The 19,239-nt window shown below is 40.2% G+C and carries 15 protein-coding genes; 12 read left to right on the forward strand and 3 right to left on the reverse strand.

The annotated features are described in order from the left end of the window. Positions 1–116 precede the first annotated feature (116 nt). On the forward strand, positions 117–947 hold the full coding sequence (locus tag IMZ31_RS03235) for an aldo/keto reductase (protein WP_207529186.1): 831 nt from the start codon (positions 117–119) through the stop codon (positions 945–947). 42 nt (positions 948–989) lie between these two features. On the opposite strand, the gene IMZ31_RS03240 is transcribed toward IMZ31_RS03235, so the two are convergent. The 3 genes from IMZ31_RS03240 to IMZ31_RS03250 are packed head-to-tail and all read right to left on the reverse strand — an operon-like array spanning position 990 to position 4,744. Further along, a complete protein-coding gene (locus IMZ31_RS03240) occupies positions 990–2,114 on the reverse strand; it encodes a Ger(x)C family spore germination protein (protein ID WP_207529187.1) in 1,125 nt (374 codons plus the stop codon). Further along, complete coding sequence (locus tag IMZ31_RS03245) at positions 2,111–3,223, reverse strand: GerAB/ArcD/ProY family transporter (protein ID WP_207529188.1); 1,113 nt, start codon at positions 3,221–3,223, stop codon at positions 2,111–2,113. The genes IMZ31_RS03240 and IMZ31_RS03245 overlap by 4 nt, the downstream gene beginning before the upstream one ends. Positions 3,224–3,232: 9 nt before the next feature. Beyond that, the gene (locus IMZ31_RS03250; RefSeq protein WP_207529189.1) at positions 3,233–4,744 is read right to left on the reverse strand and encodes a spore germination protein; all 1,512 of its coding nucleotides are present in this window, start codon (positions 4,742–4,744) and stop codon (positions 3,233–3,235) included. A gap of 199 nt (positions 4,745–4,943) precedes the next feature. Between IMZ31_RS03250 and IMZ31_RS03255 the strand changes: the two genes are divergently transcribed. The 11 genes from IMZ31_RS03255 (at position 4,944) to IMZ31_RS03305 (ending at position 19,231) form a co-directional block, all read left to right on the forward strand. Further along, positions 4,944–5,972: a TIGR00341 family protein gene (locus IMZ31_RS03255; protein WP_207529190.1), complete on the forward strand. Its 1,029-nt coding sequence runs from the start codon at positions 4,944–4,946 to the stop codon at positions 5,970–5,972. A gap of 474 nt (positions 5,973–6,446) precedes the next feature. Further along, a complete protein-coding gene (locus IMZ31_RS03260; RefSeq protein WP_207529191.1) occupies positions 6,447–8,198 on the forward strand; it encodes an ABC transporter ATP-binding protein in 1,752 nt (583 codons plus the stop codon). Next, a complete protein-coding gene (locus IMZ31_RS03265; RefSeq protein WP_207529192.1) occupies positions 8,195–10,228 on the forward strand; it encodes an ABC transporter ATP-binding protein in 2,034 nt (677 codons plus the stop codon). The genes IMZ31_RS03260 and IMZ31_RS03265 overlap by 4 nt, the downstream gene beginning before the upstream one ends. Positions 10,229–10,349: 121 nt before the next feature. Beyond that, positions 10,350–11,222: a S1 family peptidase gene (locus IMZ31_RS03270; RefSeq protein WP_207529193.1), complete on the forward strand. Its 873-nt coding sequence runs from the start codon at positions 10,350–10,352 to the stop codon at positions 11,220–11,222. A gap of 71 nt (positions 11,223–11,293) precedes the next feature. After that, entirely contained in the window at positions 11,294–12,064 is a 771-nt protein-coding gene (locus IMZ31_RS03275) for a PRC-barrel domain-containing protein (RefSeq protein ID WP_207529194.1), read from the forward strand. Positions 12,065–12,542: 478 nt separating this feature from the next. After that, a complete protein-coding gene (sigI, locus tag IMZ31_RS03280) occupies positions 12,543–13,283 on the forward strand; it encodes an RNA polymerase sigma factor SigI (protein WP_207529195.1) in 741 nt (246 codons plus the stop codon). After that, positions 13,280–14,614 (forward strand): anti-sigma factor domain-containing protein, encoded by a 1,335-nt coding sequence (locus tag IMZ31_RS03285; RefSeq protein ID WP_207529196.1) that lies wholly within the window; start codon positions 13,280–13,282, stop codon positions 14,612–14,614. The genes sigI and IMZ31_RS03285 overlap by 4 nt, the downstream gene beginning before the upstream one ends. Before the next feature lie 178 nt (positions 14,615–14,792). Continuing rightward, entirely contained in the window at positions 14,793–15,170 is a 378-nt protein-coding gene (locus IMZ31_RS03290; RefSeq protein WP_242705628.1) for a DUF1499 domain-containing protein, read from the forward strand. A 195-nt stretch (positions 15,171–15,365) separates the two neighbouring features. Next, the gene (locus IMZ31_RS03295; RefSeq protein WP_207529197.1) at positions 15,366–16,988 is read left to right on the forward strand and encodes a DUF6583 family protein; all 1,623 of its coding nucleotides are present in this window, start codon (positions 15,366–15,368) and stop codon (positions 16,986–16,988) included. Positions 16,989–17,025: 37 nt separating this feature from the next. After that, entirely contained in the window at positions 17,026–18,240 is a 1,215-nt protein-coding gene (locus tag IMZ31_RS03300) for an ABC transporter permease (protein ID WP_207529198.1), read from the forward strand. Further along, on the forward strand, positions 18,209–19,231 hold the full coding sequence (locus tag IMZ31_RS03305; protein ID WP_207529199.1) for an ABC transporter permease: 1,023 nt from the start codon (positions 18,209–18,211) through the stop codon (positions 19,229–19,231). Before IMZ31_RS03300 ends, IMZ31_RS03305 begins: the two co-directional genes overlap by 32 nt. Positions 19,232–19,239: the final 8 nt, after the last annotated feature.

Below are 19,239 nucleotides of genomic sequence, written 5' to 3' on the forward strand. Positions count from 1 at the left end.
GTCTGGCACGTTTTATTCCATTAGTGTGTTGAATCAGATGTGGATGAATTGTATTTATTACGTGTGAGGGGTATGATCAACGGGTAACAAGCATGATAGAAAGGGGACTTAATCCTATGAATTTACAATCTACAACAACGTTAAACAATGGCGTAAAGATGCCAAGAGTGGGTCTTGGTGTGTATAAGATGGAAGAAGGAAGCGATGTGAAAGAGGCGGTTCTTTCAGCAATCGATATTGGTTATCGTAGTATCGATACAGCTTCTTTCTATAAGAATGAAGAAGGGGTAGGTCAAGCAATTAAGGAGACATCTGTTCCCCGTGAAGAGTTGTTTGTTACTACGAAAGTTTGGAATGATGAGCAAGGGTATGAAGAGACATTAGCAGCTTTTGACCGAAGTATGGAGAAGCTTGGTCTTGAATATCTAGATCTTTATTTAATCCATTGGCCCGTACCAGGGAAATACAAAGATACGTGGAAAGCATTAGAGAAGCTATATAAGGATGGCAAGGTAAAAGCGATAGGCGTGAGTAACTTTCTGGAGCATCATTTGGAAGACCTGCTTGAAGATGCTGTAATTAAACCAGTCGTTGATCAGGTAGAACTTCATCCGCGTTTAGCTGAGCCTGCACTTAGAGATTTCTGCACGCAGCGTGATATTAAGGTGGAAGCTTGGTCTCCTCTTGCTCGTGGTAAGTATTTTGATGATGAAGTATTACAGAATTTAGCTGAAAAGTATGGTAAGACACCAGCTCAGATTATCTTGCGTTGGGACGTGCAACATGGAATTATCACGATACCGAAGTCCACGAAATCTCATCGTCAAAAAGAAAATGCAGATATCTTTGATTTTGAGTTAACATCTGAAGAAATGAAACAAATTGATGAACTGAATACGGGAGAGCGTAACGGACCTCATCCGGATGAATTCGATTATAACACCTAATATAATTAGAGCCACTTTTGTATACGAAAGTGGCTTTCTCAATTATTTGATAATCCCGTGGCGTACGATTCTGGTCTTTACATTTGCATCAAAGGTTATGTCTGGTAACATCTTTCGCCATTCTCCTTTTTCCTTTAAAGGCCTGTGCGTATTGTAGATTTGGCCAAGGCCAATAGGATCTACCTGATTTTCTTTAAACACTTCTAATACACTTTCGATTTCATCCTCGATTAAAGAAGCGAATTCCTTCTCTAGCAGTTTAACCAGCTTAGGATCTTGAATTTTTAAGTCGTCTGAAATTTCTAGAATTCGTCCTTCAAGCGTAATATCAAGATTAAAATGTAAAGAATCAGGTGAGGTAAGCTTTATTTTACTTTTACTATTAATTTCATCAAATGTTACAAACATCTGGTCAATTTCTTCGTGATTTCGATTGGATTTGAAGTACTGTTTGAATTTCTCACGAGGTAAACCAACTTCTAAATGTCCTGCCTCAAAACGTGATTCAATAAGTTTTAAGTAGAACCCTTTTTTAACCGGAAGCTTTCCAACAAGACGATCATCTTGCATTAGAGCCAAGTGACGTAATACTGGCTTACCATCCTCTAGGTTGAGCATAGGCAGGATAGGGTCTCGTCCCAAGTCATAGTAATCGTGTTGAAATTGGTGAAGCGTACTGTAAGGAAGTACTTCGTTTCGGATGTTTTTGCGAATCATGCTGTTTAAGTAGTTCCCAATATCAGCTGCATCCTCCATTTTATTGGACGAAAGGATTGCTTTAGCATCTTCCTCTGCAATGGTCATGTATAACAAGTCAGAAACAGCCGCATCACGTGCAAGGGTATCGGTTACTCTCATAATTCCTTTTTCAGCTAGCTTGGATCCGAATACAGCAAGGCGTAGCTGACCTGATACGAGTTGCTTACTTGACTTTAGATTTGCATCCTGGCGAATTCCTTTTGCAGAGTTTGCACGACTTGTAATAATTTGTGAGACACTATTAGCGTTTGGATCAAATTGAAAGAAGATCAGCGTTCCCTCCAAGAATCCTTCCTCTAATAAATCATATCCAATTACCGTTATGATACCCAGTCGTTCAATATACTTTCTTTCTACGCACCCCGTAAGAAGGACGAGGACACAAAGGATACAAATAAGCTTTTTCATTGTGAAGTTCCTCGCTTTCTGCGGATGTAGTTCTTAATCAGAACAATAGGTAACAGGACAACTGGGTATACAAACGCAAAATAAAAACCCGTTGTTGCTAATATATCAGTGAAATAATTAATCTGCAGGCGATCCTGAAATAGAACTGTTCCAAAGAAGAGTAAACCTGCAGCTACGTACAAAACTTGTTTTTGCCTTAAACCATATACCCTCTTAAACGTATGTGTACATAGCCACATGGCAGTGACCATGTTCGGTAATATAATCATCATCCATAGCCCTACAGCAATAATGTCAAATCGTTCTACAAAAGAGAACTGAATGATCTTAAACATGGAAAGAGTGGGCCAAATCAAGCGTTCTAATTGAGGACCACTAAAATAACCAACCGTTATCACAACGACAAATAAGGTTAGGATTGTTGTTCCCCATACAGCTTGTTGAGCAGCTAAATGAGCTTTTTGTTTATTTTGTACGTATGGATAGATAAACAATAATGCTTCAAATCCAATCAAGGAGTATGTCGTCTTATATGCCCCTTTTAAGATATCAGTATAGGAATTCCCTAAGGTTGGGAGGAAGTGATTCCATTCCATGAGGGTAAGTGGCTCATATAAAACAATTATCAGCCAAGCCGTTCCAACAAAAAACAGAAATGAAACCCCAACAATTACACGTACTCCACCGAGTACGGCATATACAACGAGTGATAATAAGAACAAACATACAAGCCATGTTGGAATGGTTGGAAATAAAAAAACCTGAACGACTTCAATATAGTTAAGCAGAAGCGTAATTAGGAAGCAGAAGAAATACAGTGCAACAAAAGTCCCTAATATTTTCCCTACAATCTTTCCAAAGACATCTACTTGAATCCCGGGTAGATCGGCGCTTTCATATTGCTGTAAGATCTTGCTCATACAAAATACGCTTATGCTCATCCCAACACCTGCTACTATAACTGAGATCCAAGCATCTTGTTTTGCTTGACCGTATATATGCGTTGATACCCCCATAATGCCTGAGCCAACTTGAATAGTGTGAATCAGGAAGAAGAGGTAGAAAGCTTGGATTTGTATACCTACTGGTACTTGAAGTTGTATTTTCATAATGCATCCCTACTCATCAATATCTCTTTTCTTCTTGGCTTCTTTCTGAGAGAATTTCACAGGCTTTTTTGTTTCATTTACTGTTGGTCGTTTGTTCGCTCGTGACCATGGAAGACGGACGATCGAATTATCGAGGTCTGCGAAATGGAACGGATACAAAGGAGATAAGTATGGTGTACCGATTGACGATACTTTAAGTAAATGAATAACGAGAAACGATAATCCAAGAAAGATCCCTAAGAGACCCCACAATCCAGATAATATAATCATCGGAAATCGAATGACTCGTATCGCTCCCCCCATCATATAACTTGGCGCTGTAAAGGAAGCTAATGCGCTTAATGCTACTATGATGATTAAGATATTACTCGTAAACCCTGCTTTAACGGCAGCCTGACCTAATACAATACCTCCCACAATACCCATTGTCTGACCAACTTTTGTCGGTAACCGTGCCCCTGCCTCACGAAGTAGCTCAATTAATAATTCTAGAAGCAATGCTTCAAAGACAGGCGGGAAAGGAACGTTAGCCCTCGATTGTCCCAATGAGACAAGAAGGGAGGAAGGAATGACTTCCACGTGAAACGATAGAGCTGCTACATATGCAGGGGTTAGTAAAATTGACAGAAACATTGCGGCTAAACGCATTATACGAAGAAATGTCCCTATATTCCATCTGAAATAAATATCTTCAGTAGATTCTAAAAAACTAAATAAAGTTGCAGGCGTAATGAGAACCGTTGGGCTTTTATCTACCATAATTCCAACTTTACCGTTAATAATGGAATTACAGAATCTGTCCGGAAGTTCTGTCGTTAAGAGCTGCGGAAAAATGCTCGTGGACCGATCTTCAATATATTGCGCTAGCACATTGCTATCCATTACGTCGTTCACATCTAAATCTTCTAGACGCTGGCGAACTGTATTGATTAAATCGTCATTGGCTATGTTCTTTAAGTAAACGATACGAACTTCGGTAGGTATTTCGGTTCCTATGATTAACTTCTCTGTTTTGAATTCCGGAGTATCTAACCGCCATCTAATAATATTTAAGTTCGTCACCATAGACTCAGTAAAAGCAATTTGAGGACCGAGTACAAGTGATTCATTTTCTGCACGTGATACTGCACGTCTTGCTTGTTCTGGGATATAATACGTAAGCGGTTGGTCGTCTTCGTCTACATAAATTCCAACACCGCCTTGTATGAGTTCTTTTGCTACTGATATAAGCGTGTCGTGTAAAGTGCTAGAAGCTAGAGGAACTTCGTTTTGAATCATCTTAGCATCCCATGTTTTATCTTGAGAGGCCAAAAGTGTATCTAATATGCTTCTGTGTAGATGTTCTTTGTTAATCTGGTACGTAAAGTAGAAGACTATAACTCGTTTTTGGCCTAACGTATAAGTGGAAAAATTCAAGTCTGGACTATCCTGCAACATGGAGGATAGCTTTTTCTTTAACTCTTCAATCGTACAAGGAAATGTATCACTTGCTTTTTTCTTTTTCTGAACAGAACGGCGCATTTCGATCCTCCTTTTTATCCAGCATTTTTTGTTAGTATAAGGAGAATTCCATAATTTATAAGGTGCAAAGAAAAAAGATTCTTTATGTGATTCCGAAGAGGTTCGTAGTAGGATTTTGTCCTAAAAATACATAGGAATATTCGTTTTCTCCGATACTAACTGAACGAAAGCGAATCTAGATGAAAAGGGCGAGGTCGCGATGAGCCTGCAATTAATTGAAGCGTATATCCCTGATAAACATTTCGAAAAGGTCAATGAGAAATTACAAGAACAGCCTCACACTTCTTATTGGGTGTCGAGTGAGTCAGAAGAGAGAATGCTTATTCGCATCTTAGTAGACTCAGATGAAGTGGAAGAGATTTTAAATTATTTAGAGAGTGTTTCAAATGTTGTAGACGGATTTGAAACGATGCTGATTCCGGTTCGAACGTATTTATCACGCCAGACGTTAAATAGTGAAAGTGAAGAAGAGACAACAAAAGAAGATGCGGATGAGGAAGAGAAGCAAATTCTTCTTCGAGCAAGCCGACAAGAACTTATATCATTTGTAGAACGTAATAGTGTCACGACCTTAAATTATTCTCTTATGATTTTTTTCTCTGCCATAGTGGGGTCTATGGGGTTTATTAAAGACAGTGATGCAGTCGTGATTGGGTCGATGGTAATAGCACCTCTGATCGGACCGGTTATTGCAACTGCTTTCGCTGCCATTCTAGGAGATTACAAATTGCTTGGGAAGGCGGCTTTAACTTCTTTTGTGGGGGTAGCTATTGTGGTCGTGATGGCTATTCTTTTCAACTTTATCTTTCATATGAGCGGCGAGTCTTCCCAATATACTTCTAGGACGGGAGTTACAGGATCTGATTTCTTCTTAGCCCTCGCAGCTGGAGGAGCAGGTGCCATTGCTACGTTGAACCGAAAAGCGGGAAACTTAGTTGGGGTGATGGTCGCAGTTGCTCTATTACCACCTAATGTTGCACTGGGAATGTCAATCGGCAAAGGGTTATGGGGAGAGGCGTATGGTTCCTTTCTGCTTGTAACGGTCAATATTATGTGTATATTACTATCAGCAGTTATCGTTTTCTCTTTAGCAGGTATTCGCCCTGTGCGTTGGAAAGAAGTTCAGAGAGCTAACGTGTCCAGGTCTTTGTCTATTGTATTCGTACTCATTATTGTCGCCTCTTTAGTAGGGGTCATCTTCCTTGGCGAGGGCGTTCCTTTACAGTAATTTTAATTTGAGCTGTCATAAACTTGTGAGAAACTCATATAGTAAAAAAGAAAATCGTGGAAAGTTATTGACTTAAGATTTTGAAAATTATATACTTTAAACACTATTTATGAAAGGGAGGTCACATCAAAATGAACAACCGTAAAATTGTAATTATGATTGCCATGAATATGAATAATTACGTGACCTCATCCTTCTCGTAAAAGATTCCGGTCTTAAGGTATCTTTTCTGTTCATTTTGAGACATTTTAGAGGTTACGACAAGATCGTAGCCTCTTTTTTTGTGCCTTTAGCACATACGTTAAGAGACTAACGTATGTGCTTTTTTGTGTTTAATGAGGTTAAGCAGCTTGTCTGCTTCATCTATAAAAAATTTTAGGAGGCGTTCATTATGGAAAGAAGCATTCGTGTGTATGGATCAAAGCAGGAGATGGAAGGCGGCTAACAAACGAATAATTGAAAGTTGGTGACAATATGTTTTCGGTTTTAGGGAAATTAAATTGGTTTTTTAAAGAGTATTGGATCAGGTATTCAATTGCTATTATTTTATTAGTCTTTGTGAGTGCTATTGATATTCTACCCCCGAAATTAATCGGAGCAGCTATTGATGGCATTCAGTTTGAAACGTTAACAAGAGAGAAGTTAACAGAGTTGATTGTTTGGTATTTAATGATTCTCGTGGTGAGTTATGTTGTTTCGTATTATTGGGGTTTTTTATTATTTGGTGGAGCGATGATTCTAGAGCGGAAGAAACGTTCTAATTTAATGCAACACTTCCTGGCTATGACGCCAACTTTTTTCGGCAAATATCGAACGGGAGACTTAATGGCGAGGTCTACAAATGATTTGAAAGCGATCTCAATGACAGCTGGATTTGGGATATTAACACTTGTAGATTCAACTTTTTTCATGATTATGATCGTGGGCGTTATGGTCTTTACGATTAGTTGGAAGCTTACACTCGCAGCTCTCATACCGTTACCCATTATGGCATTAATGATGAATCGATATGGCAAGACCATTCACGACCGATTCACAAAAGCACAAGATGCGTTTGGTGATATGAATGACAACGTATTAGAGTCCGTAAGAGGTGTGCGGGTAATCCGTGCATTCGTTCAGGAAAGAGAGGATGAAGAACGGTTTCGTAATATGACGCACGATGTGTATGAGAAGAACGTGGAAGTTGCTAAGATTGATGCAATGTTTGAACCTACGATCAAAATTCTTGTAGGCCTTTCTTATACAATTGGACTCGGATATGGTGCTAACCTTGTATTTGGCAATGTGATTACGCTTGGCCAGCTTGTTTCGTTTAACGTTTACCTTGGAATGTTGATTTGGCCAATGTTTGCTGTTGGAGAACTGATTAATGTCATGCAACGGGGGAATGCCTCCCTGGACAGAGTAAACGATACTCTTGGCTATGAAGCTGATGTCAAAGACCCGGAACATCCTAAGCATGTCCCAATGCCAAGTATTGTCCATTTCGATCATGTTACGTTTCGGTATCCGGATACTGATCGGGATCAATTACAAGATATAAATTTAACGGTGAAGCGTGGTTCTACCATTGGAGTTGTTGGGAAAACAGGTTCTGGGAAAACGACACTTTTCCGTCAGTTGTTGCGTGATTATTCTGGAATGAAAGGACGTTTAACTGTAGCTGGCACACCACTTGAAGAAATATCCCTTGAAGCTTCAAGAGGTTGGATTGGGTATGTTCCTCAGGATCAGATCCTATTCTCTAAGACGGTACGTGAGAATATTCAGTTCGGTCAAGATAACGCAACGGATGAGGAAATTGAACGAATTCTGGAACTGGCTTATTTGAAAAAAGATATCGATAACCTTCCAAATGGACTTGATACAAAGGTCGGTGAGAGTGGGGTTACCTTATCCGGAGGGCAAAAGCAACGTGTATCCTTGGCGAGAGCCCTTATTATGGATCCTGAAATCCTCCTTTTAGATGACTCAATGTCGGCTGTGGATGGTAAAACAGAAGCGAACATTATTCAACATCTAAAAGAAGAGCGGAAGGATAAGACAACATTTATAGCTGCTCATCGTTTGTCGGGCGTACAACATGCTGATGAAATTATTGTTCTTGAAGATGGGTGTATTTCAGAGCGTGGTACTCATGAAGAGCTCATGAAGCTAGGTGGCTGGTATAAAGATCAGTTTACGAAACAGCAAATGAATCAAGAGGAGGTGGATGATCAGTGAAGCCTTCGACAGAGAAGCGGTTGTTTCAATACGCGCTAACGAGTAAAAAGACGATTTTAATTGGCCTTTTGTGCCTGGCCATAGCGGTTGCGCTTGAATTGACGGGTCCATTTATTGCCAAGCGCTTAATAGATGAACACATATTAGGAATCGAGGCAAACTGGGTTCAAGTTGAAGAGAATAACGACCGCCACGTTGTTCCCTATCAGGGTGAACTCTATAAGAGGGAAGATCGTCTGAAATCAGGCGATGAGACAGGAGAGGTGGCTACGATCCTTCAAGTAGGAAAGTCATATTATTTCATACCATCTGACGTTCCAACTTCGGGGAAAAAGTCTGTTGAACAAGGTACCATCACGGTTTCGACAAGTGATGATACCGTAACGGCTGAGGCTACTAAAATGAGTCGTGGAGAATTGTACGGTTTCTTCAAGCCTGAGACACAAGCGATTACCTGGCTTCTTGTGTTGTATGTTGGACTATTGATGATTGCAGCTGTATTTCAATACGGGCAGACGTACTTGCTTCAAATCTCTTCCAATCAAATTATTAAGCGGATGCGAAATGATATCTTTGCGCATATCCAGCGCGTTCCGATTGATTACTTTATAAATCGGCCTGCAGGGAAAATCGTGGCTCGTGTGACGAATGATACAGAGGCTATTCGAGAACTTTATGTAAAGGTTCTGGCTACGTTTGTAACTAGCGCTATTTATATGACGGGAATTTACATTGCACTATTTCTATTAGATCCGAAACTCGCTTCTTTTTGTTTACTGTTGATCCCGATTATGTTTATTTGGATGAAGCTGTATAAGACGTATGCGGGAAAGTACAATCAAGTTATTCGTTCAACAATCAGTGATCTGAACGGGAATATTAATGAAGCTATTCAAGGAATGCCGATCATTCAAGCATTCCGTCGTCAGAAACAAGTGACAGAAGAGTTTGAGCTAATGAATGAGAAACACTACACGTATCAAAAGAAGTTGTTAAAGTTAAATTCGTTAACGTCTTTTAACCTAGTTAATGTACTGCGAAACCTCGCTTTTGTAGCGTTTATCTGGTATTTTGGTGGAGCTTCGCTTGGGGTTGGTTCAATTGTAACAGCAGGTGTGTTATATGCGTTTGTAGATTATCTCAACCGTTTATTTCAGCCTGTCATTGACGTGGTCAATCAACTGGCGCAGTTAGAACAAGCACGAGTGGCTGCGACAAGAGTGTTTGAATTAATGGACCACGATGGAGAAGTGGTTCAATCTAATCCTATTGAACGTTATAAAGGAAATATTGCTTTTAAGGACGTAAGCTTTGCTTATGAAGCGGATGATTATGTCTTGAAGAATATTACCTTTCGTGCAAATTCAGGAGAAACGGTGGCGTTTGTCGGTCATACGGGATCTGGAAAGAGTTCTATTATGAATCTTTTATTCCGTTTTTATGATCCGCAGAAAGGTTCAATCACGATTGATGGAATGGAAACAAGACAGTTATCTAGGCAGCAAGTACGCAGTCATATGGGCATTGTGTTACAAGATCCATTTCTGTTTACAGGAACCCTTTTGTCGAATGTGACAATGGGTGATCCCTCTATATCAAGGGAAAAAGCGATTGAAGCTCTAAAGGCGGTAGGGGCTGACACGTTTATCGAAAAGTTACCTCACCAATACGATGAGCCTGTGAAAGAGAAGGGGAGCACACTCTCTGCCGGGGAGCGTCAGCTTATTTCCTTTGCAAGAGCTTTAGCTTATGATCCAGCAATTCTCATTTTGGATGAAGCTACGGCAAATATTGATACGGAAACGGAAAGCATGATCCAAAATGCCTTGCAAGTGTTAAAGAAAGGACGAACAACACTTGTAATCGCTCACCGGTTGTCTACGATTCAACAAGCAGACCAGATTCTTGTGCTTGATCACGGCCGGATTGTGGAGCAAGGGAATCACGAAACTTTACTTCAACAAAACGGAATTTATCAACAAATGTATCAAATGCAACAAGGCAGACTGGAACAAGCGATCATTTCGTAGCATAATAAGAAGTAGGCGCCGAAGCGTCTACTTCTTTTTTTGAGGGAACAGACACACACTTTAACACAGTAGAGTAACGCATGGTGTCTGGCACCCTTTAGTACGTTAAAGGGGGGCGAGCATGAACGAGGATTACAAAAATAGAGATGACGCGGCTGATATAATTGATGCTGATTTATATGAAGATATTGATGATGAAGAAATGAAAGCGATATTAGATGAAGAACGAGCGAAGCGACGGGAGAAGCGTGAAGAAGGTGAAGAAGAAAAACCAAAACGACCATTTCCTAAGTGGGCGTTCTGGCTGATTGCAGCTATGATGACAATTAATATTGTTGGTATTTTACCGAAAACATTCTCTCTTCCTGCTGTTGATTTCCTAGTGAAGTCCGCTGAACTTATGAGAAATCCTGATATTGATCGTTATCAGGAATCCGTTGTTGTTATTGAGTCAGGTCAGTCAAAGGGGACAGGTTTTTCAATCTCGAAGGATGGATATGTCATTACGAATGAACATGTAATCGATAATGAAATGCCTATTACAGTAGCATTTGAAGGTGAGGGCCTGTATGGCGGAGAAGTCATTCAGACCTTTGAGGATGTAGACCTTGCCTTATTAAAAGTAGAGCCGAATGAAGGGGAGTCATTGCCTTATCTTCCTCTTGCTGCAGAAACCACATTTGAAGAACGTGAGCATGTGTTCTTTATCGGAAATCCACTTCGTTTTAATGGTATTGCGAATGAAGGTGAGGTTATTGGCTATCGAGACTTGAGTGATTGGGAAAGACAAGTTCTCATGCTTGATGCCCCTATCTATCACGGCAACAGTGGTAGTCCTGTTATAACAGAGGATGGACGTGTCATTGCTGTAGTCTTTGCAACCATTAAGGATGAATCGCATGGGAAAGTTGGCTTGGCTGTGCCGATTACGTATTTCCACGAAAAGATACAGAATATAGATGAACCAATTTCTCTTCCTTCCAAAGAAGACTGAATCGTTTGAGTTTTGTTCTCTAGTGGTACATAAATAGTAGAAAGTCGATACTACTAGAGAGGTGACGAACGTTGTTATTAAAAGGAAATTTACTAGAGAAATTTCATTTAGATGCAAAAGACGGAGAACTTGGTAAAATCAAGGATCTGTACTTCGACGATAAGAAATGGGCACTTCGCTATGTGGTCGTCGATACACGCAAATGGCTTCCAGGGAGAAAAGTTGTCTTATCTCCTACAAGCATTAAGGAAATCAACGTAAGTGATCAGCTTGTTCATATGGATAACGATAAAGAATCAATACGTAACTCTCCAACAATAGAAGAAGAAGCTCCAGTATCCCTGCAAAAAGAACAAGAAATGGCGAATTATTACGGTTGGTTTCCGTACTGGAAAGGTGACTCCTTGTGGGGAACAACAGGAGCCCCTGAAATAGTTGGGTCTGACATGTCCCAAGAAACACCGACTGTAACTGAAAATGAATTTAATGAAGAACCCAATCATCACCTCAGAAGTATGAATGAAATAAAGGGTGATGAAGCAGGATATCAGATAGAAGCTGTTGATGGAAGAGCTGGCTTTATCGAAGACTTCATCATTGAAAACCAGTCGTGGGGAATTCGCTATGTTGTAGTCAAAACCGTTGAGAAGCTAGGCGGGAAACGAATTCTGCTTTCACCAGATTGGATGGAAACTATAGACTGGGGAAAGAAAAGCATCCCTGTTGATTTGGATTATAAGCGAATTCAAGATGCACCAGAATACGACCCAGAACAACCTGTAACACGTGATGATGAAGAGAAGATCTATCAAGCGTTCCAAAAACCGAAATACTGGCAATAAGTAAGAACCCTCTAAGTCTTTATAAGACTTAGAGGGTTCTTATTATTTGTCTACATAAGCCCTTTATGCGGAAGGCTCGAAGATGAAAAATTTAAGCTGAAAGGGGCCGTTACGTTTATGAGTGCATGGGCTTGCTCAGGGACAACTCGCTTTCCTGCGGGAGTCTCCCCCTCCCCCATCATTTCATTGCTTGTTTTATGTAAATAAGGAAAATAGTCTACTTTTATCCTAATCGTTTAGGTAGCCTCTCGCTGTAGGGGTGTAAGAATATGGTTAGAATCTACTGTAGATATAGGTAGAAATATGTTGTATGATACCCATATTGATTAAGGCTAAACCTGCGCCATGATAGGAAATTCATGGTTTTATTATGACAACAAGTGAAATGTTTTTGTAACAAAACTGCAAAAAAGATCTCAAAAACACCCAAAAAAAGATCAGCCAAAGCGAAATTTATAATAGCTGGAGGTGACGAGGGTTGATCAGACGTCTGTGGAAAAAGGAAAAGGATGGGTCACTAGAAGAACAAGTAGCACTTGTTCAAGAAGGTGATGAAGAGCTACAAAACCATCTTATTAAAAAATATCAACCTTTTATCGCCAAAAGTGTATCAGAAGTATGTAAAAGATATATAGATCCTACAAAAGATGATGAGTTCAGTATTGGTTTAATGGCCTTTAATGAAGCTATGCATTCCTATTCAGCTGATAAAGGAAGTTCATTCCTTTCCTTTGCTAAACTTGTAGTTAAGCGTAAAGTCATCGACTATATTCGTTATGATCGCAATAATCCTGTAGTAGCTTCTTTAGATCAAGAGTATGAAGATGATGAGCAAATGGAAAACCCTCAAGAGGTTAAAGCTGCTAAGGAACGTTACCAATCTGAATCCGAAAGCTGGTACCGTCGAATTGAAATACAGGATTTCAGTGAAAAGTTGAAAGAGTATAAACTTTCATTTCAAGAGCTTACAGAGGTGGCACCAAAGCACCGTGATGCGCGAGAATCAGCCATCCACGTGGCACGTACGGTTTATCACCATGAAGAAATGAGAGAATTCGTGCTTGAAAAACGAAAACTCCCAATGAAACAACTGATTAATGAAGTGGAAGTTAGTAAGAAGACACTTGAACGGAACCGAAAGTTTGTTTTAGCTATTTTCATCATTTTGAATGAGGATTACGTATATTTGAAAGATTATATCAAGGGGGTGGGCCTGTGAAAAAAGGGGTTGTCATGGAACAACACCGACGATATACCATCGTAATGACGAGTGAAGGTACCTTTTACAAAGCTAAAGCCGTTCATTCTTCCCAACCTGGAGATGAAGTTTCATTTGAGCCGTTACCAGAGCGTAAGGAACTTGGTCAGTTATTCCCTAGTGTATTAAAACCAAATGTTCGTTTTATCGCTATGGTTGCAGCTCTCTTAATTGCGATTCTTCCCCTGTATTCTTGGATCGATTCAAATCGAGCGTATGCTTATGTCAACATTGAAATGAATCCAAGCATTGAGATGAAGGTTAACAACAAGATGAAAGTAATCGAGATGATGCCGCTCAATGATAAAGCTAACTTAATTGTTGAGAAGGTTACGGACTGGGAAAATAAAGCTGTTGAAAAGGTGACGTATACCGTCATAGAAACAGGCAAAGAGATTGGTCTTATAAACGAGAAAAAGAGTGTCATGATTGGCGTCAGTCATGAAGGAACGGTTAGACAAGAGAAAGACGTTCTTAAAACCATTGATCACTACTTACAAAATCATTCGGTAACAGGTATGAATATTGCGACGTTCGCCGTTCCGAAATCTATCCGTGAGCAAGCGGAAAGTAATGGAAAATCCATGAACAAGATGCTTGCTCAATCGCTTCAATTATCCCGTTCCCAAAATATGTTGAGCGATCCAACCTTGCAGATGTCCGAGAATGAAATCAAGCCCTTTAAAAGCCATTATAATTATAATCAAGTAGAAGCGCCTGATTCATCATCTGAAGAAGAGTCGACTCATGAAAATGAAACGAAACCGTCATCGAATGATGAAAAACAAGAAGAAAAAGAACAAGAACAACCAAACCAACAACCTGAACCACAATCAAAGCAGCAATCTGAACCTCAAACGAAGAAAGAACTTGAACCATCTACCCCTTCTACAGATCCAGTGAATCCTGCTGGTAAAGAAAAAGGGTGGGCGAAACAAGAGAAGCAAAAGGAAGATCCACCTGGGAAAAGCGTGGGTCTTCCTTCAGATCTTGTATCGAAAAAAAAAGAAATCATTCAAGAGCTACCACCAGGTTTACAGAAAAAAGTTCAGTCTTATAATGACTGGAACACACTGCCTCCTGGTATTAAGAAACAGGTCTTGAATATCTATCACTCATTGAATAGCCAGGAAACAGAAGATAAGTATAAAGCTAAAGGTAAGAGTGAAAAAAAGCACAGTAATAACGGCAAAGGTAATAGCAGTAACAACGGGAATGGTAAAAACAAAGGCAATAGCAATAATAATGGTAATGGTAATGGTAATGGTAATGGTAATGGAAAAGATAAGTAGAAGTAGATGGACATAGAACGAAAAAGAACAGATGAGAAGGACTTCTTTTAAGGCGGGGAGTGGGAACGCCTTGGAAGAAGTCTTTTTTTTAGTATGTATAGATTTAGAAGGATAGCCCATCAGAAAGTAGGCAATGCTTGTGAATTTGGGTATGCTAGTAAAAAAGGAGTGTTGGATCTTGTCTAATTCTAAACTTGGAGTTCAAGATGGAAAATTAGCTGCGTGCCCTTCCTCGCCAAACTGTGTGTCAACTCAGGCGGAAGATGCTTCGAAAAAAATGGAGCCTCTTCCTTACAAAGGGACACGTGAGGAGACAAAGGCTAAATTAAAAACCATTCTAGAAGAGTATGATCGTGTTTCGATAGAAGAAGAAAGAGAAGATTACATTCATGCGACGTTTAAAACAAAGATTATGCGTTTTACGGATGATGTTGAATTTTATCTTGATGAATCAGCGAAAGTAGTCCATTTTCGCTCGGCTTCACGAGTAGGATATTCAGATCTTGGCAAAAATCGTTCACGTATGGAAGAAATTCGAGAATTATATAATCAATAACAGAAAAGTCTCTATTTTAGAGGCTTTTTTCCTATTTTATCTCTTTTTTCTGTAACGGTGTTTTCCTGGTAATTTACATAATAGTATAATGAGTAAGGCTTTTACATTATCTACGAATCTGTGAAACCTTTTCCTCATATATTCGTAGAAACTACTATTAACCATTTTATCAGGAGGACAGAAAGGGAGAGATACATGAGCAATCAACAGCAAGCGAAAAAGGGCGTTAACAAGTGGCTTGTTACGCTCTTAACGATTGTCGTAATTGGAGCTTTTGGTGCTACGGCGTATGGAATGTTACAAGATTCAAATCCGATGACAATGTACATGAAAGCGCAGAAGAACACGATGGAAGACCAGATGGAGCGTATGGAAGAGTACACAGGAAGTAATAAAGAAATTTATGACCGTCAGCTAGAAGAAGCTTATGAGACAGATGGAAATGTAACGATGGATCTTAAAGTAGATGGACAACAAATTCAACAAGCTTTTCCTCAAATGGGGATGATTCAAGGAATTCTTTCCACGCTGAAATTAGAGTATAATTCAAAGATTAACCCAGAATCAAAAGAAACGTTTGCAAGTGCTGATTTAACCATGCAAGGCAACAGCATTGCAAACGGTAGCTTTTACCAAAACAAAGAAACTGCGGCTGTACAAGCACCGTTTGTATACGACCAGTACTTTGCGCTTGGTAATGATGAACTAGGTGCATTTGTAGAACGTATGGGCGAATCAAGTGAAGGTCTTAGTGAGCTTCCGAACATAGCGGAATATTCTCAAACGCAACTGACTGTTGAGGAAACAGAAGAAATCGTCCGAGATTATGTACTGACTTTAGGGAAACAGTTAAACGAAGAACAGTTCTCTCTTAATGAAGGTGCTACTTTTGAAGGAGAGAAATACGATAAAGTAACCGTAGAAATTAGTGAAGAAGAAGCGCATGATATGCTTGTTGCTGTTCTTGAGCAATTAAAAGAAGATGAGCGCATTTGGGACATCCTTGACCAGCAAGCAGCTCTTCAGCAAGGAGTCAACTCTGTATCTGGAGAAGACATGAAAGCTGATATAAATCAAGCGATCGAAAATGTTGACTCCATCAAGATTCCTGGTGGTATTACGATTGAAGCGTACCTAAAAGACGATTTAGTCGCTCACCAAACATGGAACATGGCTCTTCAACCAGAAAATGAAGAGAAAGTGTCGATGGAGATCACAAGTGATTATGTTAAAGAGAATGAGGATCGCTATACGAGCAGTGTAGACATGAAGCTTATGCCGGAGAGCGAAGAAGGTGCGTTTACCCTTAGCTATAAAGAAGACGGAAAATCGAGTAAAGATGGAATGCATATAGACCACACAATTGGTGTGAACTCAGACATGCCTTCTGAGTCATTCGATATGACCCTCGTTCTAAATTCTGATCTTACAAAAGAGGGTTCTAAAACGGATTTCAACGTTGAACTAACTGGTGATCTGTTTGAGCAACAACCTGTTCCAAGCATTTCTGGATTTGTGAATATGAAGACGACTGAAGAAGGGGAAGACAGTTTCAATCGCAATATCGATTATGGTCTAAACCTTAGTATGAACGATCCAATGATGGGAGATATGGCGGCTGAGATCGAGCTGAATGTTGAACAGAATATCACGTTCTCTGATGACCTCACATTCCCTGAGTTAAAAGAAGGAAATACAGTACGTGTAATGGATCAATCTGATCAGGAATTACAGCAGATTGGGCAAGAAGTCCAGACTAACTTCCAAAAGCACATTAGCTCACTATTAGGTGGTTTCGGTGGATTAGGTGGTTTCTAAATTGTGAAATCTAATCGTATTAAAGGAGGCAGACCGTATGAATGGGTTCTCGTTATGGAGATATGAAATGAGGGCAACCGTTCTTCGGCCTGCCCCTCTTTTTTTATCTTTTTTTATACCTCTTGCCATAATACTTATAGCATTCTTAAGCATCCAAAGTTTCTTTCAAGATGAAGAGAAACAGATTCAAGCTGCGATTGTGGATCATGACCGTACGTTTGAAACGAAATCCCTCGTCAATCAATTATCAGAAGAGGAGCGGATGAAGCGTGCTCTCCAATTAGATCCTATGACAAGTAAAGAGGCACTTGAAGCGTTTGAGCGTGGGGACATTGCCGGGATTATGACCATTCCAGAGGGGTTCACGAAGAGTCTGCGTGTCGGAGAAAATGAACCGATTACCGTTATGACAAATCAAGACAAGCCTCTTGATTCAACGATGTTGACGGTTCTTCTGGAGAGTGGTGCAAAGTACATCTCTGCATCTCAAAGTGCTGTGAACGCGGTATATGATTTACATATTAAACAATTACCAGGAAACGAACGAAACCAGAAACTACAAGAAGCGATCGTGACATTTACGCTTTTTGCTTTAGATCGTAATGAGGCTTTTGAAGAAGAGAGAGTGGTCAGCGGAGCGAGTGTGGGGTGGAAGGTTCATGCCATTATCGCTATAGTCTTAACCTTTGTAGTATTCTTCACGATCTTATATCAAGCTCTAGATGGTGGCACCGATTCTACCTCTATGAGTAGGAGATGGAGGATGGTGAACCTCACTTTCATGCATCAGGTCATTATTAAACAACTTAAATGGTGGCTCGTGCTCCTCATTGTGTTAGAGGTCAGTGTAGGGATCATTGCAATTATGAAATTGCCCGTCTACTATTCAGCAGGACTTCATTTAGGGCTGTTGTTAGTGGCCTTATGGTTATCTGCATTTGCTGTTTGCTTGTATGGATTGAATGTTCAAACAAGCGTCAGGTCACTCATTTTAGTGAGCATTTCTGTTATTGGGATAATCAGTGCAGGAGCTATTGTTCCTGAAATTTATTTGCCTGACTGGCTTTATCGAAAGGAAACGCCATTTGCGTTAACTTATGACGTCTTCCTTATGGCATTTGGGGAGCGAAGCGAGAGTATGCCATATTGGGGATTGGCACTGTGGGGAATATCACTCAGTTCTCTAGCAATATTAGCCGGTTTCAGGAAGGAGAAGCGCGATGCTTACGTATCTGTCTTTACATCTAAATAAATGGAAGAAGCGTCCTGGCCTCGCGCTCTTCGTACTCTTATTCCCCATACTTGTGACGATTATATCTTATCCTTTCTTTCAAAAAGCGGCTGAAGAAACGGCCGTTCCGGTGGCGATTGTTGATGAGGATGAGAGCTCATATTCAACAACCGTATTGAGGCGTGTAAAGGAAGCCGAGCGATTACGCGTATTATCTATGAGTTCCTCTGAGGCAGAGAAAGGTGTGCAAAAAGGGGAGATTGAGGCTGCGTTTATTATAAAGAAAGGGTTTCAAGAAACGCTTCAAAATGGAGGAGTCGAAGAAACGATTACATGGATTCGTTCTAAAGATTCAACGCTTGATGTCTTTGCGAAAGAAGCCATAGGGGCAGAATTAATGAGAATCTCGTTAAATGCCAAAGCAGGGAACACACTTGAACAAAGCTCTTCTGTTTCGTTTGAAGAAGGGTTTCAATATGCTGATCAGTTTTGGGAGCCTGAACCTTTGTTTCAGATGGATTTCAAGAAGAGATCCTCTGAGGCTCAGGATCAAGAAACATTTACTTTTGCTTCGTGGCAAATGGTCACGATAGGGTTGTATTTTCTTTATGCTTGGCTTGTAGCCATTTTGTTTTTGAAAACCTTAGTTGCAGACCAACGAACAGGACGACTACAGCGCATTATGATTACTCAACATACCACCTTCTCTTATTTTGTAGGTCATTTTCTGGTGATGATTGTAATGGGGCTTGGAACTTTTCTTCCCGCAACGATAGCGTTATTCTCCCTCTCCTCTGCGCCACTTCTTTTCATTGCAGAATGGAGCGGATGGGCTCTGGGTGTGATGGTAACGACTCTAGTCATTACGTGGTTCTTGTTCATGGGATTAGGGAGAAAAAGGTGGACTATTATAACATTCATAGCACTAGCAGTAGGATCTTTTACACTGACTACTGCGGACATTGGTTGGACTGTAGCTTGGCCTCATAGCTGGCTTGTTCATAAGCCGTAAACGATAGG

Source organism: Pontibacillus sp. ALD_SL1, assembly GCF_017355605.1.